Raw genomic sequence first — 15,257 nt, 5'->3', positions numbered from 1 at the left:
TCCCTATTTCTGCTTTCTATGGATACGCTGGGTTATTTAGTGGCGGATGCAACATTACAAGTCGAGCCATTGCAACTAAACGTCAGGTCTGGGCGACCACCGTAATCGTTCACGTAAGTCAGCACCGGGCTACTGCCCAAAGCACTGGCGCTCACACTCAGTTCAGCCTGACCTTTAGGTGGCACCATCAACGGCGTGAAATTACTCAATACAGTGCCAGACGCCGATTTTTTGGCCCCCACCAGAGTGACGAAATAAGGCGTTGGATTATTCACCACATATTTCCCATTTTGGTTCGAGAGCGTGATTTTTTCCTGCCAAGGTTTATCGGAGGTTTTTACGGCAATGCCGCTAGGCCGGTAGAACAGCTTAATACGCGTTTGCAGCGCAATCTGCAGCGTATTCGGCTTGTCGCTGCGCGGTGGGATCTCGCGCAAATTAAAATAATAGACCGACTCGCGATCTTGCGGCTCCGATTTTAGCGCCGGCAAACCTTGTAATTTGATCTGGCTTTTAGCACCAGGTTCGACCCGTTGAATCGGCGGCAAGATGGCAAAAGGCGAAGTAATTTTTTCCCCTTTTTCATTTTCCAACCAGGCCTGAGCAAGATAAGGTAATTCCTTATTCTTGTTTTCAATATTAAGCGCCAGCGACTTATCGCTGCCATTGAATATCACACGCGTACGGTCCAGGGCGATGGCCGCCGATGCATACTGTGACGACATCATTAATATTAGCGCGCCGCCAACGGCCGCTTTAAATTTAAAGTTCATAACATTACCTAATAAAATATATTAACTTTTCGGCATTGCAGTGCACATAGCCTACTGGTCACTGCAATGCCTGTTCTTTTGATACTTAGCTTTTCACGCAAGGCAATAGCAGATTGCTTTGAGCAAAGTTGGGCAGTTTATTTGGCATGGAAATTTCACACTGCTGATCGCCATTCCATTTCACCAACATCTTGCCTCCAGGTTTAATACCGCTCAAATACACGTTGCCATTATCATTGACGATGCCGGTTTCTTGCTTGCTGGCATTAGTGACTGTTGCGCCAAATGGTGGGCTTGTTCCATCAGGCAGGCGAATGGCCGCCATCGCTTTCTTGCCGCTAATCACCTTGAATTTGCGGTAGCCAATGGCGCCTTCCGTCAACGTCGCCTGCACCACGGAATCCGTAACTTCCACATCATCCGCCAGGTTGGTGAGGTCAACACTGGCTTTATCGCGATAATAACTATTGATATCCGATATCACCGCATAACCAAACGCATTGGTATGGGTCACTGCGCCATACCCCTGAACCGGTACCCCTGCAGTATCGTCGGTATCAACCAGTAAGCGCGTCCCCCCCATGGTATTGGTACGGTGCAGCGCAACGCCTTTTCTTGTCGCCGTAGCACCACCACGTAGGGTTAAACCAAAGGATGTTGACTGATTTGCCTGATAATTCAGGTTGGTGTTGACCTCCGCCATATCCCCCAAATGGTTATAGTTGGCACGCGTGGTGATATCCTCACCCACATGCCCAGCGCTTAACTGGTAATTGTTGTTATCATCAAGACGACGGTAATAACTGGCCTCATTAGAGAAATCACCGTTATTAATCGATGAGTTAACGCTAAGCGTATCTCTTTCACCAATCGGCATGCTGAAGCTTAAATAAGCCCCGTTATCATCCGAGCCTTTATACTGGTTTTTATATGCCGTCAGCGACAAACTCATATTGCGGACACCGAACGCATCAAAGTAACGTGATGCCGTCAGGTTGTAACGGTTGGTATCTTCACTATCCCAATAGGTTTCACGGCTATAGTTCAGGTAAATACTCATGCCCAAATCAGCAAACTGCTTATTCATGGTCACGGTATACATCTGTTTGCTGTTTTCATTGAATACCCCATTATTCTGCCTGGCATTCAAGAACTCGTTCATCGTCATAAAGTCACGCTGAGAAAAACGGTAGGCAGCAAAAGTCACCTGGCTGTCATACTCATCGAAATTTTTCGAATAGCTTAAACGATATGAACTACCGGACAACTTGTCACTGTACTCGGGCAGGTTAGCCCATGAGTTAGTGACGTCGAAGGCCAATGCACCAAACGACAGCAAGTCACGACCGATACCTGCAGACAGAGCATTGTAGTCGCTGCTACCAATCGCGCCACCATAGAGCGACCAACCGCTGTTGACCCCCCAGGAAAACTCCCCGGATGCAAATGTCTGCGCGTCTTTCGTACTATGGAGATCGGTATAATTGTCTCCGTAATCATCAGAATTATCATCAGTGTTAACGTTGTCGTTATAGTTGTAACCCTGAGGTTTACCCAGCGCCAATTTATAACGAACGGTACCAGGACGCGTTAAGTACGGAATACTGGAGGTACTGACCTGGAATGTCCGTACATCGCCATTTTGTTCTTCAATTCGTACATCCAGCCGACCCGATACTGCACTGCTGAGATCCTGAATACGGAAAGGACCTGGTGCTACCTGGGTTTGATACAATATACGACCTTGCTGGCTGACAATAACCCGAGCGTTACTGTTGGCGACACCAACGACCTCCGGTGCATATCCACGCAAGTTTGGCGGCAACATGCTATCGTCCGAAACCAAACTCCCCCCGAGGAAACGGAAGCTGTCAAAAATATCGGAAGAAAGATAATCCTCGCCTAAGGTCAATTTCGCTTTCAAACTGGGTATTGGTCGATAAGCGTAGTAGCGGCTCCAATCGAAATTAGTGTCCGTACCTTCTCCTGTGCCGGTATAATGCTGCAAATTGCCCTGCCAATCTGCACGAAAACGCCAAGCCCCCAGGTTAAAGCCCGTAGTGCCATTACCGCCAAGATTATAGTTTCTTCCGCCGTTATAATCGTTGTTATCAAAATTTGCCTGGGCATTTACGTTATAATCAAACAGCAGCCCGGCAATTCCGTTATCCCAACGCGAAGGCGGGTCCCAGTTGTCAGAGACATATTCGAGATATGCCTGAGGGATACCAACCTCAAGTGTCGAGGTCGCCATATTCCCTTTTACGCTCATGCCATCCAGGCTAGTGATATCTAAACACTTGCCGTCATTAATCCAGCGTAATTTATTAAAGTAAGTCTCTTTTAAGCCGAAATCCTTTACTACATCTGGAGACAGGCAGGCGATACTGTCGTTAGCATCACCCGGCTTCACCAAATAAATAATATTTCGTTCGTCCGCCAGTTGCTGACCGTTTACTTTCACAGCAAACTGATATAAGCCAGGCATGACATAGCCTGCTTTAGAGAATTGACTTAAGTTAATATTGCTGCGATCTTTTACATCCAGTACGTCTGTATTAAATTGGATATCATCGCTCGCATACGAACAAGAAGCATAACTACTTAGTGCAATAGATACCACAACCGACAGCATTGATAGTGGTGGGCTATTACAAACTTGGCGTCTGACCTTCATTTTCAAACCTTATATGATCTAGTTTAATAATAGTCAAGCTTGTAGCGAATAGCCGAATGATAAGACCCCGACTTTAGGTTCTCACCATTACCAACCAACCTCATGGTATAGTTTAAAGACATTTCACCAGCAGTAAGATCACTTACTGGCATCGACATCCCTGGCTCAGCAATATTCCCGTTGGCATCCCTGATTTGTAATGCAATACCTTCTGCATCACCATTAATACCAAAACCAGTGCTACTTTTTATCCCATCAAAAGTTATTGCGAAATGTTGCCAACTCTCTGTTGGGTTATCTGCTTGTTGTAATTGGCAGTTAATTAGATGAAGAGTGAAAGGCCGACTGTGACCAAAACCTTCACTGATTATTTCACTTGCAGGCTGTGTGAGCATATCAATGGTTTGATAGCGGCTCTCTGTATCCAACGCGCAGGCTGAATCAATAATTGAACCATTCATTGTGACTCGCCCATGGCCTTGATCTGCAGCGAATCCAACCGGGGATGAAAACAGTATTGCTAATGCAGCAAGTTGCATACATTTCATTGGCAACCTCTCTTTTTTTTTGAAAAAAACGGAATGAACACATGTTCATTCCGATTTAAATCAGTAAGAGATTACTGGTAGGCTAAAGTGAAGTTAGCTACAGATTGGAAATCACCAGGTGTTGCCGCGGCAGCAGAGTTGCCTTTCAGGTAGGCATTGAAGGCCAGAGTGTTATTACCGTCTTGCAGAGTCTGAGGCGCGGTGGCCTGACCCAGGGTAATTACGCTGTTAGACTGGTCAGCAATAACAATACCAGCGCCCTGTGCAGAACCGTTCAGACCCAGCATAGTGGCATCGGTGGCATCAGCCTGACCGGTAAAGGTCACAGTCACAGCTGAAGTATCAGTCAGGGTACAGTTTTCCAGAGAAATCTGGAACGGCACAGAAGTAGAAGTACCGTAGTTTGCCAATGCTGCATCAGAAACCTGACCCAGGTTAACAGTCTGGTCAACAGTGTCTGGAGTAATTGAACATGGTGCAGAAATAATTGAGCCCTTGAAAGTCACAGTCCCGTGACCTGCATCAGCTGCGTTTGCTGCATTAATACCAACCATACCCAGACCAACAATCAGAGCCAATTTTGCAAGTTTCATTTAATTTAATCCTTAAAAATAAAAAGTATATATGTGAGTGTGCTTGTGGATGGCAAGAGATTCCTTGTACATATACAAATAAATCTTGCCGCACTAAAACCACGCAGCAACTTTATATAAATCGATGGCCGTGGGCAACGTGCAATGCTATCCAATAGTGGACTGTCATTTAATTTGGCATTAATTTCCAAACAATATTCTCCAGCATATGAAACAAGAAAAAACAACGTCCACAAATAGACCGTTGTGCTTATCAAAATTGTTGGCTATGTTTTAAAAATGCTCGCCCTACCGCACTTCCGTCTACCAAGCGTTCTATTGTGAACAACAGCATTTATTACTTTCGGGCTAAAACGTATAAATACATTATTATAAGGAGTAACTAAAATGGTCATGCAAGAGAACTTTTTAAATAGACGAACTTTGGTTGTCCATCAAACCTGGCCAGTTAGGTTAGCCATCAGTAGCTTGCTGAAAGAATTACTTTATGTTGATGTTTTTGATGAGATAAAAATCAATGAGTTTAAAGCTGAAGAAGAGGCACAGGAGTACGAGATTATAATAGTAGAACTTGAAGATTCACTGTCTATCATGGCACTGGAAATCATTTATCACTATAGAAAAAAAAGCCCAAATGCCATTATATTTGCATTTACGTCCGATCGCGCTACAAACATTAATCCTGCAGTGGTCGAGCCCATTTACAGCATTTACATTGGCGAGTCACTCGAGACCATAAAGGGCACTTTCTTGAACGGCCTTAGATCAACGCATCACAAGAAAGGATCACTAATGAAAGCCCCATTTCTAACGAACCAGGAAATTAAAGTATTGTGCTACTTATTGAGCGGCATTCAAGTTGACAACCTCGCAAAAAAATTATGTTTATCAAAAAAGACCATCAGCGTACACAAAACAAATGCACTAAGAAAGCTCGATGTTAAACACTTAATTGAACTCCACCCCATTCGTAACTGTTTATCCTCTTATATGAAACAAACACATTTTCACTTGCAGACATCGATATTTACCCATATTCATGAGCATTAGAGAATCTATCATTATAATTTAGTCATGCATGTTAGTAGTTTTCAGGAAGAAGTTTGTTGATTGCAACTAACTTCCCACCGTCTATGGTTATATATTCCCCAGACCTAAGAGCTGAAAGGATCTGGAAAACATAGCTTCGTGAAAGCTTGGTTCTGGCAAGAATATATGAGGCAACGCCTTCTTTTGGCGAAAGGCCACTTTCAAGATGATGATTGTAACGATGCAGCATTGTCTTAACAATTTGATAACCAGACTGTGAACTTCTTTCATGATAAGTATCAACGACCAATGTAAGCATGAAGGTCAACATTTTCGTTATATCGGAAGCATAGCTTGTCATCTGGTGAAGATGTGATTCCCACTGGTCTTTAGTTAAAGCCCATATGGTTACATCTTTGACGGCTTGATAGCACAATGAGTCGTTTTCATAATAAAGCTCCATTAAACCAATAGGAACACAATGATTCATGTTACATAACACATGCTCAGTACCACGTCGACTAATTGAAATTTCACCCTGTGACAGGAAATATATCATCCCTGTCGGGATCACAATTTCTTCACCTGGCTCAAACCGAATGCCCTGTCCTTTTATGGACAGTGCATCTTTAAAAGATGAGAATTTGAAACCTTGGTATATCTTCGTTGTCTTACGCATTCTAACCCCGGAATCACATTATCAAAGAAGAACAAACGTAGGTGCAAAAAAATAAAATGGTAATTGCATATGTTTCGCTACCAGCAGGAACATTGCCCTTTACTCAAATTCATTCTAAATGCCGCTAAAATAAATTCGTAGTGAAATAGTCTTATTCACTCAGAGTACATTTCTTAATCAACCGATAAAGAGAAAACAACCAGGCATATCATATTGATTTACAATGAATTTAACTTTAATAAGATTTATTTTTGAGATGAAGAGCTTTTGATTTTATGTGTTTATACTCAAATGAGTCAGTCATCTCATGAACATCAGGACGTCCGGTACCAGCATGAAAAATGTGAACAGCTTTATTATCAACAGCAGGGTTTTCTACGACTCGGAACAACGTCAATTGAAACCAATAAATGTATCAGGTAGTGCGACCACACTCACGGTACCTGCAAGTCGCTGTTTAATTTTACTCTTGATGAAACCCAGGGAAGTTGTTAGTCAGGGAGAGTTTTTCAAACACGTTTGGGAACAAAATGGGCAATACGTCACCAACAATACGCTTTATCAGAATATATCCATCATTAGGAAGTCGCTAAAAATTGCAGGTATTACTGAAGACATCATCGTAACTGTTCCTAAAGAAGGCATTAAATTAATGGCCGATGTTGTTGCATCCAGCCCGGAACTAAATGCCGAGATTGATACACCCGATGAAAATGTAGTCATTTCTTCAGAACCATGGCTTTACGGTAACTTACCCGGTAACGAACATCATGATAAACCGCCACAAGAAACCATAAAACATGACGATGCGCCACATGAAGGAAAACAGGGTCCGACAAATAAAAATGATAACGCTGCAGAAGTGGAATTCATTCCCAATACTTACGTAGAATCGCCCCCAAAAAGGAGTAATAGAATCACATACATGCTATGGATCACCTTTTTTATGGCATTAACAACGCTTACCTGGGGAGTGCTTGATAGGGCGCATAACAGAAATCATATGCTCTTAAAAAATTATAAACAGATCGGCAAAGTAAACCATTGCCAGATTTTTTCACAAAAAAATGACATCTATCGAAAAAATGAAGGCTACCTGTCATTCTTCAGCGAGATGAACATTAACTGTAACCCAAATCAATCTGCATACGTCACAGCTAACGCGACGAACACAAAATTAACTATCATTATCTGCGATAGCAACCCAAGCGATATGTCTACTTGCTTTTCACTATTTTATACAGGGCTAAAAGATGAAGACTAAAGTGATTCTCAGTGTAATCTTTTTTTTGATTTTTTTATCGTCAATATCCGTTGGTGTTTTTAATCACTACCAACAAAATCACTTTAGTTGTCGAGCAAAAGTATACCTAACCAGAGGAAAGGCGAACTACTTCACTTTACTAAAATTTACTTTTGATGGAGGAAAAGGACACTTTAGCTCGATTAGTGAGTATCGGGATGAAAGTAATTATTTCCCAAGAATAAATATCAATTTCAATTTTAAATATCTGAGAAAAGATGACACGGTTCTAATGGTTTCTTCTGATTCAACATTGGAAGCAGATAAAATAAAATTTTTGCGACCACTGATAGCCGATTTCTTCATTTATCCAAACCGTGGATATGAAGTAAATATAGTAAAGTCAAGTGATAATACTTATACTTTTCTTGAGGGCGATCTTCCGGCATATGTTTGCGTGATAGAGTAAACAATATAATAACTCAAACCACATTATAATGTGCAAATGCAATGATTGGGAAAGGTCTCATTCGTTGCATGCTCATTACAAATGAACATATCGGTCCACACTGATAACATCGACCTATAATAGCCGCTCAATTTATCTCTATCCCCTCAGGTCTATGTCAATTTGTCAGCATCTTCAAAGTTACACTCCCTACCATAGTGCTAAAAAACCAACCAACCCAAAGATTAACTTATTAAGATGGGTGCTAATTAATATCAATGATATAGATAACATTAATCAATGAAACACTGAGCATACGCCTCCTCACACCTCCAGGCAGAAAAAGATGAATAAGATTATTTCACTACAAACCAGACCGATACCGACTTATAATTCACTTTTATTTAACGTATCACCGTCATAATAAGCATGGGGTTTCCTTTTCATTCTATAGCTATAGTAAATAAATATGGAATGCAAACAAATCATAAAGTTTCACCTCCATCCTAACATTAAGTGTGATTTTTTTACAAACCTTTCGGGGATAGAAAGTGACCGTATATATTATAACTGAAGATAATTTTTTTAGTTTTGGTTTGGAAACCAGGTTAAAATCAAGTGGGCATTCTTTCCTTAAAATAGACTCGTCAGCATTCGAGACGATTCTTCAGAAAGAACCTGACAATGAAATTAACACCATCTACATTATGCATTTGGCCACATCAAATATGAATTTAGCCATGCTATTAGCTCGCAAGTGGTTACCACCAAAACTACTGGTTCTTGTTCCTAAAAACTATTACCACTTTATTACTGACACACTAAAGATGAAGTTTATTATCGACAATATCGACACACAAGATAACCTGGCATCTATTTTAAACAAAACAATGCTGGAGACAAGGAGCTTTTTCTCACCAAATATCCACCTTACAAATATGGAAAAAATTGTTTTAAAAAGAATACTTACTGGCCAGAGTATAAATAACATAAGCAGGATCTACAAAATATCAAACAAAACCACTTACCATCATAAAAAAAGCGCTTTAAATAAGCTTGGCGTTATAAATAAGAGTGATTTGGCACTGGCAGAAAAAACGATGAGGACTCATCTAACTGATAACACTGATTACAAGGTAAGATATAAAAATGACTTTTAAAATTTTCGATCTGGTTATACTCTCTTGGTTTTTTTCAATCCTGATAAGCTTGGGCACCTGTATTTTTATTGGAATAATCTAGCAGCCATCATTTACCAAGCATAAAAATACATTAGAAATCCTAGCCCTCCGCCTTCATGTAAAATCAAACATTCCATTCCTATGGGGAATGTTGCTGCAGAACATCACCTGTCGCCTGAATATTAATGATGAATCTGTACACTTCCCTTCACAATACTACCTATATGAATGGATATGATATCGAAAATAGATGTCTATTTTGCTTAGATGGTATTTGATTATGTATAGCAACGCACCCGTCTTACTCCCCTCGTCAAGATGATTCGCTTCTTATTTATTTCTTTTAGATGAAGTAAAAAAGACACAAATGAAGTAAATGTAAAAAAAACGGCAAGCAAAAATAACGGATAATCCATAACATGAAGCCCTATGTTAACTTTAAAACCAACAGTTCATTAAAGACAATTATCATCATAACAATCCTCGACATCAATATAATTGATCTATAAATCAAAAAAATCAGAGAATTCTAATATCTTAGAAATGCTTGCTTTAAATTAAGTTAAAGAACGCATGCTGGAATTCAATTAATCCCCGCCGTAGTTATTCCGCAAGAGTAGAATTAAAGACACACGGCATCAACCAAGACAGGCTATTTCATCAATTCAACTGCAATTATATATAGGAGACAAAAAACCGTCAGATTGAATATCTGACAGAAGGGCATTCATCAACCACTCTGCCAAGCTTAACAGGCCCTTAGAGAGATCATGAATTTTATGTATGGTAGGAAGAGAGTGACACCGATGGAGGGTTATGCCAGCTGGTTTATTTTATGCTCTGAAGCTGTTAATGGTCATTATTTTATGAGTGCTAACAGATAATCCTTTAAATGTTCGTACATTTACTTATAAGGTACTGAGTTGACATTTTAATTAAAAATTATCACACCAACACATTTTACATTAATTATCATCACCAGGATGATAATGTATATACGCCCTCGATCTTAATTTTCGACCAAAACACCATTATATTAGCACCTCTAGACGACGGCGAATCTCCTCCCTACGTGCGGCATGTTTTGTCTTATCCTCTGCAAGGATCTGGTGTTTGGCATCATCAATGCTGATCAATCCCTGCTTACTGAGCCATATATCATATTCGTCAGATTCTCTCTGCTTTTGTATGACATAGCGCATATAATTACGTAAGAGCTGTTCTTCAGTCTGGCCCTTAGCCTTTACCGCCTCCGTAAAAGCGGCTTTTAGTTTATCGTCAACGCTAAAAGTAAAATTGGACACGGTCACGGCATCATTCATCTTAGTTATATATTAATTGAATTATATAACAGCGAAGTGTTTTATGGCACGGATGATTTTGGTCCATATTTAGACTTCATCGGCTGACGTCAGTTAGCGTGGTAATTATCTGGGGCTGTATGCCAGTGATCGATAGCCCATCAATAACCCGTAAGCCACGCGCTGCGTGGCTTACGCGAATTAACCTGCCGCAAGTTGGTGTGCAAACCGGTTATGTTGCTCAATAATCACCGGTACGTCCGCAGTAGTCACTTTGCCGTTTTCAACGACAATACGCCCATTAATGATGTTGTATGCCACCTTGCCGGGATTACAAAACACCAACGCCGAAACCGGATCATGCTGCGCGCCGGCAAGGCCAATGCCATTCAGGCTGAATACCGCGATATCCGCCATCATACCCGGCGCCAGTGCACCAATATCATCACGGTTCAGGTTTTTCGCCCCTCCCAACGTGGCAATTTCCAGCGCCTCACGCGCGGTCAGCGCTTGCGGCCCAAACCCCACGCGCTGAAGTAACAGAGCCTGGCGTACTTCCGCTATCATGTCTGAACTGTCGTTTGAAGCAGAGCCATCAACGCCAAGCCCAACATGCATACCTGCATTCAGCATATGACGAACGGGCGCAATGCCGGAACCCAGCCGCATGTTGGAACAAGGGCAATGCGCCACACCGGTTCCCGTGCGGGCAAACAGCTTCATACCATAGTCATCAAGCTTCACGCAGTGGGCATGCCACACGTCGTGCCCAACCCATTCAAGGTCTTCCACGTACTGCGCGGGGGTTTTGTTGAACGTCTTTTTGCTGTACTCAATATCACTGACGTTTTCCGCCAGGTGGGTATGCAATGAAACACCGTGCGCACGTGCCAGTTTCGCAGAATCACGCATTAGCCCTTCGCTCACCGAGAACGGTGAACAAGGTGCGACAACAATGCGGACCATGGCTCCGCGCTCTGCATTATGAAATTGCTCAATCACACGTTGCGTGTCTTTGAGGATAAACTTTTCATCCTCAACAATGGAGTCCGGCGGTAATCCCCCCTGCTTTTGACCCACGCTCATGCTGCCACGGCAGGCGTGGAAGCGCATACCCATTTGCTGAGCGGCTTCGATGCTGTGATCGAGTTTAATGCCATTAGGGTAAACATACTGGTGATCGCTGGAAGTGGTGCAACCGGAGAGCAGCAGTTCCGCCATCGCCGTTTTCGTCGCCACCTTCATCATTTCTGGGGTAAGTCTTTCCCAGATAGGATAGAGCGACTTCAACCAGGTGAACAACTCCCCATCCTGAGCTGCCGGAACAACGCGGGTCAAACTCTGATACATATGATGGTGGGTATTAATCAAGCCAGGAATAACAATATGCCCCTTAAGATCGATAACCCGATCTGCAGTTTGAGGCACTTCATTTTCTGTTCCGACTGCGACGATCATATTGTCCTTGATAAAGATGCAACCATTTTTAATTTCCCGCCTGTCTTTATCCATAGTGACAACCCTATCGGCATTTTTTAGCAAAAGCGTTTTCCCGCTTGCGGGGATCCCGCTCAGAGATTTGTTCTCGCTGAGCGACACTGTCAGTTTTTCATTTGCAGAGGCGGAAAGCGTGGATAGCAAAGGGGCAAGCAAGGGGATTTTCACTAATAAACGACGTAGCTTATCGGGTTCTTGGTCCTTCATAACTTCTCCTGATTTAAATGGGCTTACGCTTTGAAAACAAAAACGGCGTTGGTTTTAACGTCAGGGCATGCTTTCCACCAGCGGCAGAAAACATTATTCAGAACACCCCAAGAGCAGAAAAGTTGACAGGATAATGTCAGTAATCCAGATCAGTGAACATATTGATATATCAGCCCGAAATTGGTTAACTTCGGGCTTAGGGAGCACTCCTCATTTACCGTCAACAGCATCCTTCACTTTTTTAGAAGTATCACGGACATCGGAGGCCCCGCTTTTTACATTGTCTTTCTTTTCAGTGAGATTATCTTTTTTATGACCCACATTGAGGTTGTCACTGACTGCATTTTTAGTGGCCTTTTTGGCATTACAGCCCCCGGAGACTCCTACAGTGGCATCCATTGCCGCGTTACGCGCCGCTTTATGCGCATCACACGCAGCCAACGCGTTGGGTGCTGTCATCATCATAGCCAGTGTCACTAAAACCAGTTTAGATCGGATATTCATCAGGTACGCTCCGGGTAAAATGCCAAGTGTGTGATGCTGCACACAGAGTATGCGTCATTTCCTGATTTCCGCCGTGCCGGTCCGTAAAAAGACAGGCGTATCTTATGCCGATGGGTGAGGTTTACTCACCGATAAGCTGGGCCCTAATCTGATCCAAATCCTCAATGGTCGTTAACTCCTGAAGCTTGCCATGGCTATTGAAAGTCATAATTTCAATACCATCAATGTGTACCACTTTATTGGTGGCTTTAATCATTCCCCAGGGAGAGTTAAAGTCATTTCTTTGCGTGCCGGTAATGACATAGCGGACAGTCGCCGTATTACCGTCAACCGTGGTAAAGATATCGCTGATTGTGACATCGGGGAAAATGGCGACAAAACTGGAAATACCTTTAACAAAGGCTTCGCGCCCTTCAATATGCTCCCCATTTTTGTACCATTTCAGATCCTCTGCAACTAAAGGCGCATTAGCAGAAAAAACATGGCTTGAAAAATTGCGATGGAATGCTGCGGAATGCTTCAGCGTTTTTATTTCATTCTGAGTATAATTATGCGCCTTCAGGGAGGGCGCGGAGGGGAAAGTATAAGCGGACTCAGCCGATGACATGCTGCCTGTACTCGCCAATGATGGCGCTGAGCACAGTAAACTCAATGCGGTCAGAATTGATGAGGACAGTATAACCATCTTATGTTTCATTCTTTTATTCCTTTCCAGATGAAATAACATACATCACCGCTATTCGGTGATGTATGTTTCGGCTAATGATTACAGCTTACTGATGAGATCCTGACGAGACGGTGTCCAGACACTGACTACCTTGGCATCAGACTCTGTCCAGCAGGTAATGTTGTGGGGTTTATTCGGCGGGATCCGCATTGAGTCTCCCGCCTTTAATGTGGTTGTTTTTCCGTCACACATGAAATCCAGCGTACCGGACACCACGTAATTGACCTCTTCATGCGGATGATGATGAATGCTGGCGACTGCCCCTGCCGGCAAATACAGCTCGGAAACGGTCAACTCATCGCTATTGCTCAGAATTTTAATTCTGACATCGCCAAAGTGAAGGGTATTGGAATCAGATACAGACATAGTGATCTCCTTAGATAGTTAAATAACAGTGCTGACTAACCAGACTCCGCACAACGCGGACAGGCCCCCAAGCGCACGCAGGATCCTGTCTCCGGATTTTGCTTTAAGCAGGAAATGCGCGCCAAAGGCGCCGACGAGATGCAACGTTGCCGTCATCGCCATAAAACCCAGGGTGTAAAGCCACTTATTTTCCTGAACCGGCATTTCGTAGCCATGTGCATAGCCATGGAATATGCCAAACAGTGCTGTCGCGCTTGCGGCCACAGCAACAGGCAAGATTTTGCGTTTGTAAATAGCCAGACCGAGTAGCACCACAGAAAACGAAACTCCGACTTCCGTTGCCGGCAGCTCAAAGTGCTCGAAACCGATAATGCCCCCGATTAACATGAAACAGACAAAAGCCGAAGGGACTATCCATACGGCACGGCCGCCTAGCTGAACACTCCACGCCCCAACGGCAATCATCGCCAACAGATGGTCAACGCCTGTGAGCGGATGCAACCAGCCGGTTGAAGAGCCGGTATGCGCATAGGCAAAGGAAAACAGCGATGTAGTTGCCAGCACCAGTAACGAATTTAAAATTTGTTTCATGACGAATATCCTTGTCCCAACATCACTGAAAGCGAAGACCACAAGCTATCCCAATCCGCATTCAGGTCGGTGGAACGCTGCATATCAACGGTACTGAATAGCCAGAACCCGGTTTTTGGCAGCGTAAAGGACACCTTCCCCTGCTCATCGGTGATCGCGGTTAATTTGATGGGTTGGGTACCGGGGATCTGCGCCTTTACCTGCGCCCCGGCAAAAGGGCGGCCATCCTGCAAAAGTTGCAAGGTAAAAGGCTTCTCAGGACTGAAATGTAATGGGTCGGTTAGTGGTATTAACTCCAGCGGCATGCCAAGGATGTGATCGAATCCGTTACTTTCCCCATCGACCAGAATGATGCTTTTGGCGCAGCGGGAAAACATCTCTACTGAGGGAAGAATGGACTCACCCTCTTTCTTGCGCATATCGATGATTTTAGTCAGACCTTCCTCATGCAAATACGCTTCAAACTCACTTGCCGGAAGGGTGATTTTTGCCTGGTTTGTCCGTAAGCCAGCTACAGTCGCCCCAGATACCCGGGTATCAAGATGCCCAACCACAAAAGAGTTGTCATGCCCGTCAACCTCCACCGAGCCTCTGGTATCCCACGCCGAAAATGTCTTGATTAATCCGGGGATCCGCGCCGTTTTTTTACCCGGTAGGCCGCTACCAATACGCAGTTCGAACACGACCTTTTCATTGCTTTTCATCACGGGATCATGAGGCACTATCCAAAATTCGTGCGCCAGCGCCCCACGCATGAAAAACAACATCACTAACAGTGCAGAAAATACTGAGATTCCCGGATGACAGCTGTTGTTACGGAATAAAGGTCTCATGGGCTTTTTATTTCTCATTAATATAAATCCGCGCCACATCTAATGTGGCGCGGATAATGG

Annotated in this window: 16 protein-coding genes; 4 read left to right on the top strand and 12 right to left on the bottom strand. The window is 43.3% G+C overall.

Translation table 11 applies throughout. The annotated features are described in order from the left end of the window. Positions 1 to 32: 32 nt before the first annotated feature. From E5C26_RS05615 to E5C26_RS05600, 4 genes are all read right to left on the bottom strand, one after another. A complete protein-coding gene (locus tag E5C26_RS05615; RefSeq protein WP_135315419.1) occupies positions 33 to 773 on the bottom strand; it encodes a fimbria/pilus periplasmic chaperone in 741 nt (246 codons plus the stop codon). Between the two features lie 85 nt (positions 774 to 858). Further along, a complete protein-coding gene (locus E5C26_RS05610; protein ID WP_167796615.1) occupies positions 859 to 3,450 on the bottom strand; it encodes an outer membrane usher protein in 2,592 nt (863 codons plus the stop codon). A 23-nt stretch (positions 3,451 to 3,473) separates the two neighbouring features. After that, positions 3,474 to 3,998: a fimbrial protein gene (locus tag E5C26_RS05605; RefSeq protein ID WP_240775901.1), complete on the bottom strand. Its 525-nt coding sequence runs from the start codon at positions 3,996 to 3,998 to the stop codon at positions 3,474 to 3,476. A gap of 71 nt (positions 3,999 to 4,069) precedes the next feature. Further along, a complete protein-coding gene (locus E5C26_RS05600) occupies positions 4,070 to 4,591 on the bottom strand; it encodes a fimbrial protein (RefSeq protein ID WP_135315418.1) in 522 nt (173 codons plus the stop codon). Positions 4,592 to 4,978: 387 nt separating this feature from the next. On the opposite strand from E5C26_RS05600, the gene E5C26_RS05595 reads away from it, so the two are divergent. Then, a complete protein-coding gene (locus E5C26_RS05595) occupies positions 4,979 to 5,641 on the top strand; it encodes a helix-turn-helix domain-containing protein (RefSeq protein WP_135315417.1) in 663 nt (220 codons plus the stop codon). 31 nt (positions 5,642 to 5,672) lie between these two features. Here E5C26_RS05595 and E5C26_RS05590 read toward each other — a convergent pair whose 3' ends face one another. Next, positions 5,673 to 6,299 carry a helix-turn-helix domain-containing protein gene (locus E5C26_RS05590; RefSeq protein WP_135315416.1) on the bottom strand — a complete coding sequence of 209 codons (627 nt, stop codon included), beginning with the start codon at positions 6,297 to 6,299 and terminating at the stop codon, positions 5,673 to 5,675. Between the two features lie 334 nt (positions 6,300 to 6,633). Between E5C26_RS05590 and E5C26_RS05585 the strand changes: the two genes are divergently transcribed. The 3 genes from E5C26_RS05585 to E5C26_RS05575 all read left to right on the top strand — a co-directional run bounded on the left by E5C26_RS05585 (position 6,634) and on the right by E5C26_RS05575 (position 9,150). Next, positions 6,634 to 7,563 carry a winged helix-turn-helix domain-containing protein gene (locus E5C26_RS05585; protein WP_167796614.1) on the top strand — a complete coding sequence of 310 codons (930 nt, stop codon included), beginning with the start codon at positions 6,634 to 6,636 and terminating at the stop codon, positions 7,561 to 7,563. Further along, a complete protein-coding gene (locus E5C26_RS05580) occupies positions 7,553 to 8,011 on the top strand; it encodes a hypothetical protein (RefSeq protein WP_135315414.1) in 459 nt (152 codons plus the stop codon). Before E5C26_RS05585 ends, E5C26_RS05580 begins: the two co-directional genes overlap by 11 nt. 530 nt (positions 8,012 to 8,541) lie before the next feature. Beyond that, positions 8,542 to 9,150 (top strand): helix-turn-helix domain-containing protein, encoded by a 609-nt coding sequence (locus E5C26_RS05575; RefSeq protein ID WP_135315413.1) that lies wholly within the window; start codon positions 8,542 to 8,544, stop codon positions 9,148 to 9,150. Positions 9,151 to 10,202: 1,052 nt separating this feature from the next. Here the strand turns inward: E5C26_RS05575 and E5C26_RS05570 are convergent. The 7 genes from E5C26_RS05570 to E5C26_RS05540 form a co-directional block, all read right to left on the bottom strand. Beyond that, positions 10,203 to 10,481 (bottom strand): hypothetical protein, encoded by a 279-nt coding sequence (locus E5C26_RS05570; protein WP_206194240.1) that lies wholly within the window; start codon positions 10,479 to 10,481, stop codon positions 10,203 to 10,205. 192 nt (positions 10,482 to 10,673) lie between these two features. After that, positions 10,674 to 12,176 (bottom strand): 8-oxoguanine deaminase, encoded by a 1,503-nt coding sequence (locus E5C26_RS05565; protein WP_135315411.1) that lies wholly within the window; start codon positions 12,174 to 12,176, stop codon positions 10,674 to 10,676. A gap of 210 nt (positions 12,177 to 12,386) precedes the next feature. After that, positions 12,387 to 12,680 carry a hypothetical protein gene (locus E5C26_RS05560; RefSeq protein WP_135315410.1) on the bottom strand — a complete coding sequence of 98 codons (294 nt, stop codon included), beginning with the start codon at positions 12,678 to 12,680 and terminating at the stop codon, positions 12,387 to 12,389. 121 nt (positions 12,681 to 12,801) lie between these two features. Then, entirely contained in the window at positions 12,802 to 13,377 is a 576-nt protein-coding gene (locus E5C26_RS05555; RefSeq protein WP_167796613.1) for an ester cyclase, read from the bottom strand. Positions 13,378 to 13,446: 69 nt separating this feature from the next. After that, positions 13,447 to 13,773: a cupin domain-containing protein gene (locus tag E5C26_RS05550; RefSeq protein WP_135315408.1), complete on the bottom strand. Its 327-nt coding sequence runs from the start codon at positions 13,771 to 13,773 to the stop codon at positions 13,447 to 13,449. Between the two features lie 18 nt (positions 13,774 to 13,791). After that, entirely contained in the window at positions 13,792 to 14,364 is a 573-nt protein-coding gene (locus E5C26_RS05545; RefSeq protein ID WP_135315407.1) for a HupE/UreJ family protein, read from the bottom strand. After that, the gene (locus E5C26_RS05540) at positions 14,361 to 15,215 is read right to left on the bottom strand and encodes a DUF4198 domain-containing protein (protein ID WP_167796612.1); all 855 of its coding nucleotides are present in this window, start codon (positions 15,213 to 15,215) and stop codon (positions 14,361 to 14,363) included. The genes E5C26_RS05545 and E5C26_RS05540 overlap by 4 nt, the downstream gene beginning before the upstream one ends. Positions 15,216 to 15,257 lie beyond the last annotated feature (42 nt).

This window comes from Serratia proteamaculans (genome assembly GCF_004684015.1).
In the GTDB taxonomy this organism is placed as follows: Bacteria; Pseudomonadota; Gammaproteobacteria; order Enterobacterales; family Enterobacteriaceae; genus Serratia; species Serratia proteamaculans_F.
Note: the sequence above shows the minus strand (reverse complement) of the source record. Positions and strands in the feature narration are given on the sequence as shown.

Excerpts from the sequence above, each read along its gene's own strand:
- E5C26_RS05545 (WP_135315407.1), bottom strand. The coding sequence starts at position 14,364 with ATGAAACAAATTTTAAATTCGTTACTGGTGCTGGCAACTACATCGCTG.
- E5C26_RS05585 (WP_167796614.1), top strand. The coding sequence starts at position 6,634 with ATGAAAAATGTGAACAGCTTTATTATCAACAGCAGGGTTTTCTACGAC.
- E5C26_RS05590 (WP_135315416.1), bottom strand. The coding sequence starts at position 6,299 with ATGCGTAAGACAACGAAGATATACCAAGGTTTCAAATTCTCATCTTTT.
- E5C26_RS05580 (WP_135315414.1), top strand. The coding sequence starts at position 7,553 with ATGAAGACTAAAGTGATTCTCAGTGTAATCTTTTTTTTGATTTTTTTA.
- E5C26_RS05595 (WP_135315417.1), top strand. The coding sequence starts at position 4,979 with ATGGTCATGCAAGAGAACTTTTTAAATAGACGAACTTTGGTTGTCCAT.
- E5C26_RS05555 (WP_167796613.1), bottom strand. The coding sequence starts at position 13,377 with ATGAAACATAAGATGGTTATACTGTCCTCATCAATTCTGACCGCATTG.
- E5C26_RS05600 (WP_135315418.1), bottom strand. The coding sequence starts at position 4,591 with ATGAAACTTGCAAAATTGGCTCTGATTGTTGGTCTGGGTATGGTTGGT.
- E5C26_RS05605 (WP_240775901.1), bottom strand. The coding sequence starts at position 3,998 with ATGAAATGTATGCAACTTGCTGCATTAGCAATACTGTTTTCATCCCCG.
- E5C26_RS05565 (WP_135315411.1), bottom strand. The coding sequence starts at position 12,176 with ATGAAGGACCAAGAACCCGATAAGCTACGTCGTTTATTAGTGAAAATC.
- E5C26_RS05560 (WP_135315410.1), bottom strand. The coding sequence starts at position 12,680 with ATGAATATCCGATCTAAACTGGTTTTAGTGACACTGGCTATGATGATG.
- E5C26_RS05550 (WP_135315408.1), bottom strand. The coding sequence starts at position 13,773 with ATGTCTGTATCTGATTCCAATACCCTTCACTTTGGCGATGTCAGAATT.
- E5C26_RS05615 (WP_135315419.1), bottom strand. The coding sequence starts at position 773 with ATGAACTTTAAATTTAAAGCGGCCGTTGGCGGCGCGCTAATATTAATG.
- E5C26_RS05610 (WP_167796615.1), bottom strand. The coding sequence starts at position 3,450 with ATGAAGGTCAGACGCCAAGTTTGTAATAGCCCACCACTATCAATGCTG.
- E5C26_RS05540 (WP_167796612.1), bottom strand. The coding sequence starts at position 15,215 with ATGAGAAATAAAAAGCCCATGAGACCTTTATTCCGTAACAACAGCTGT.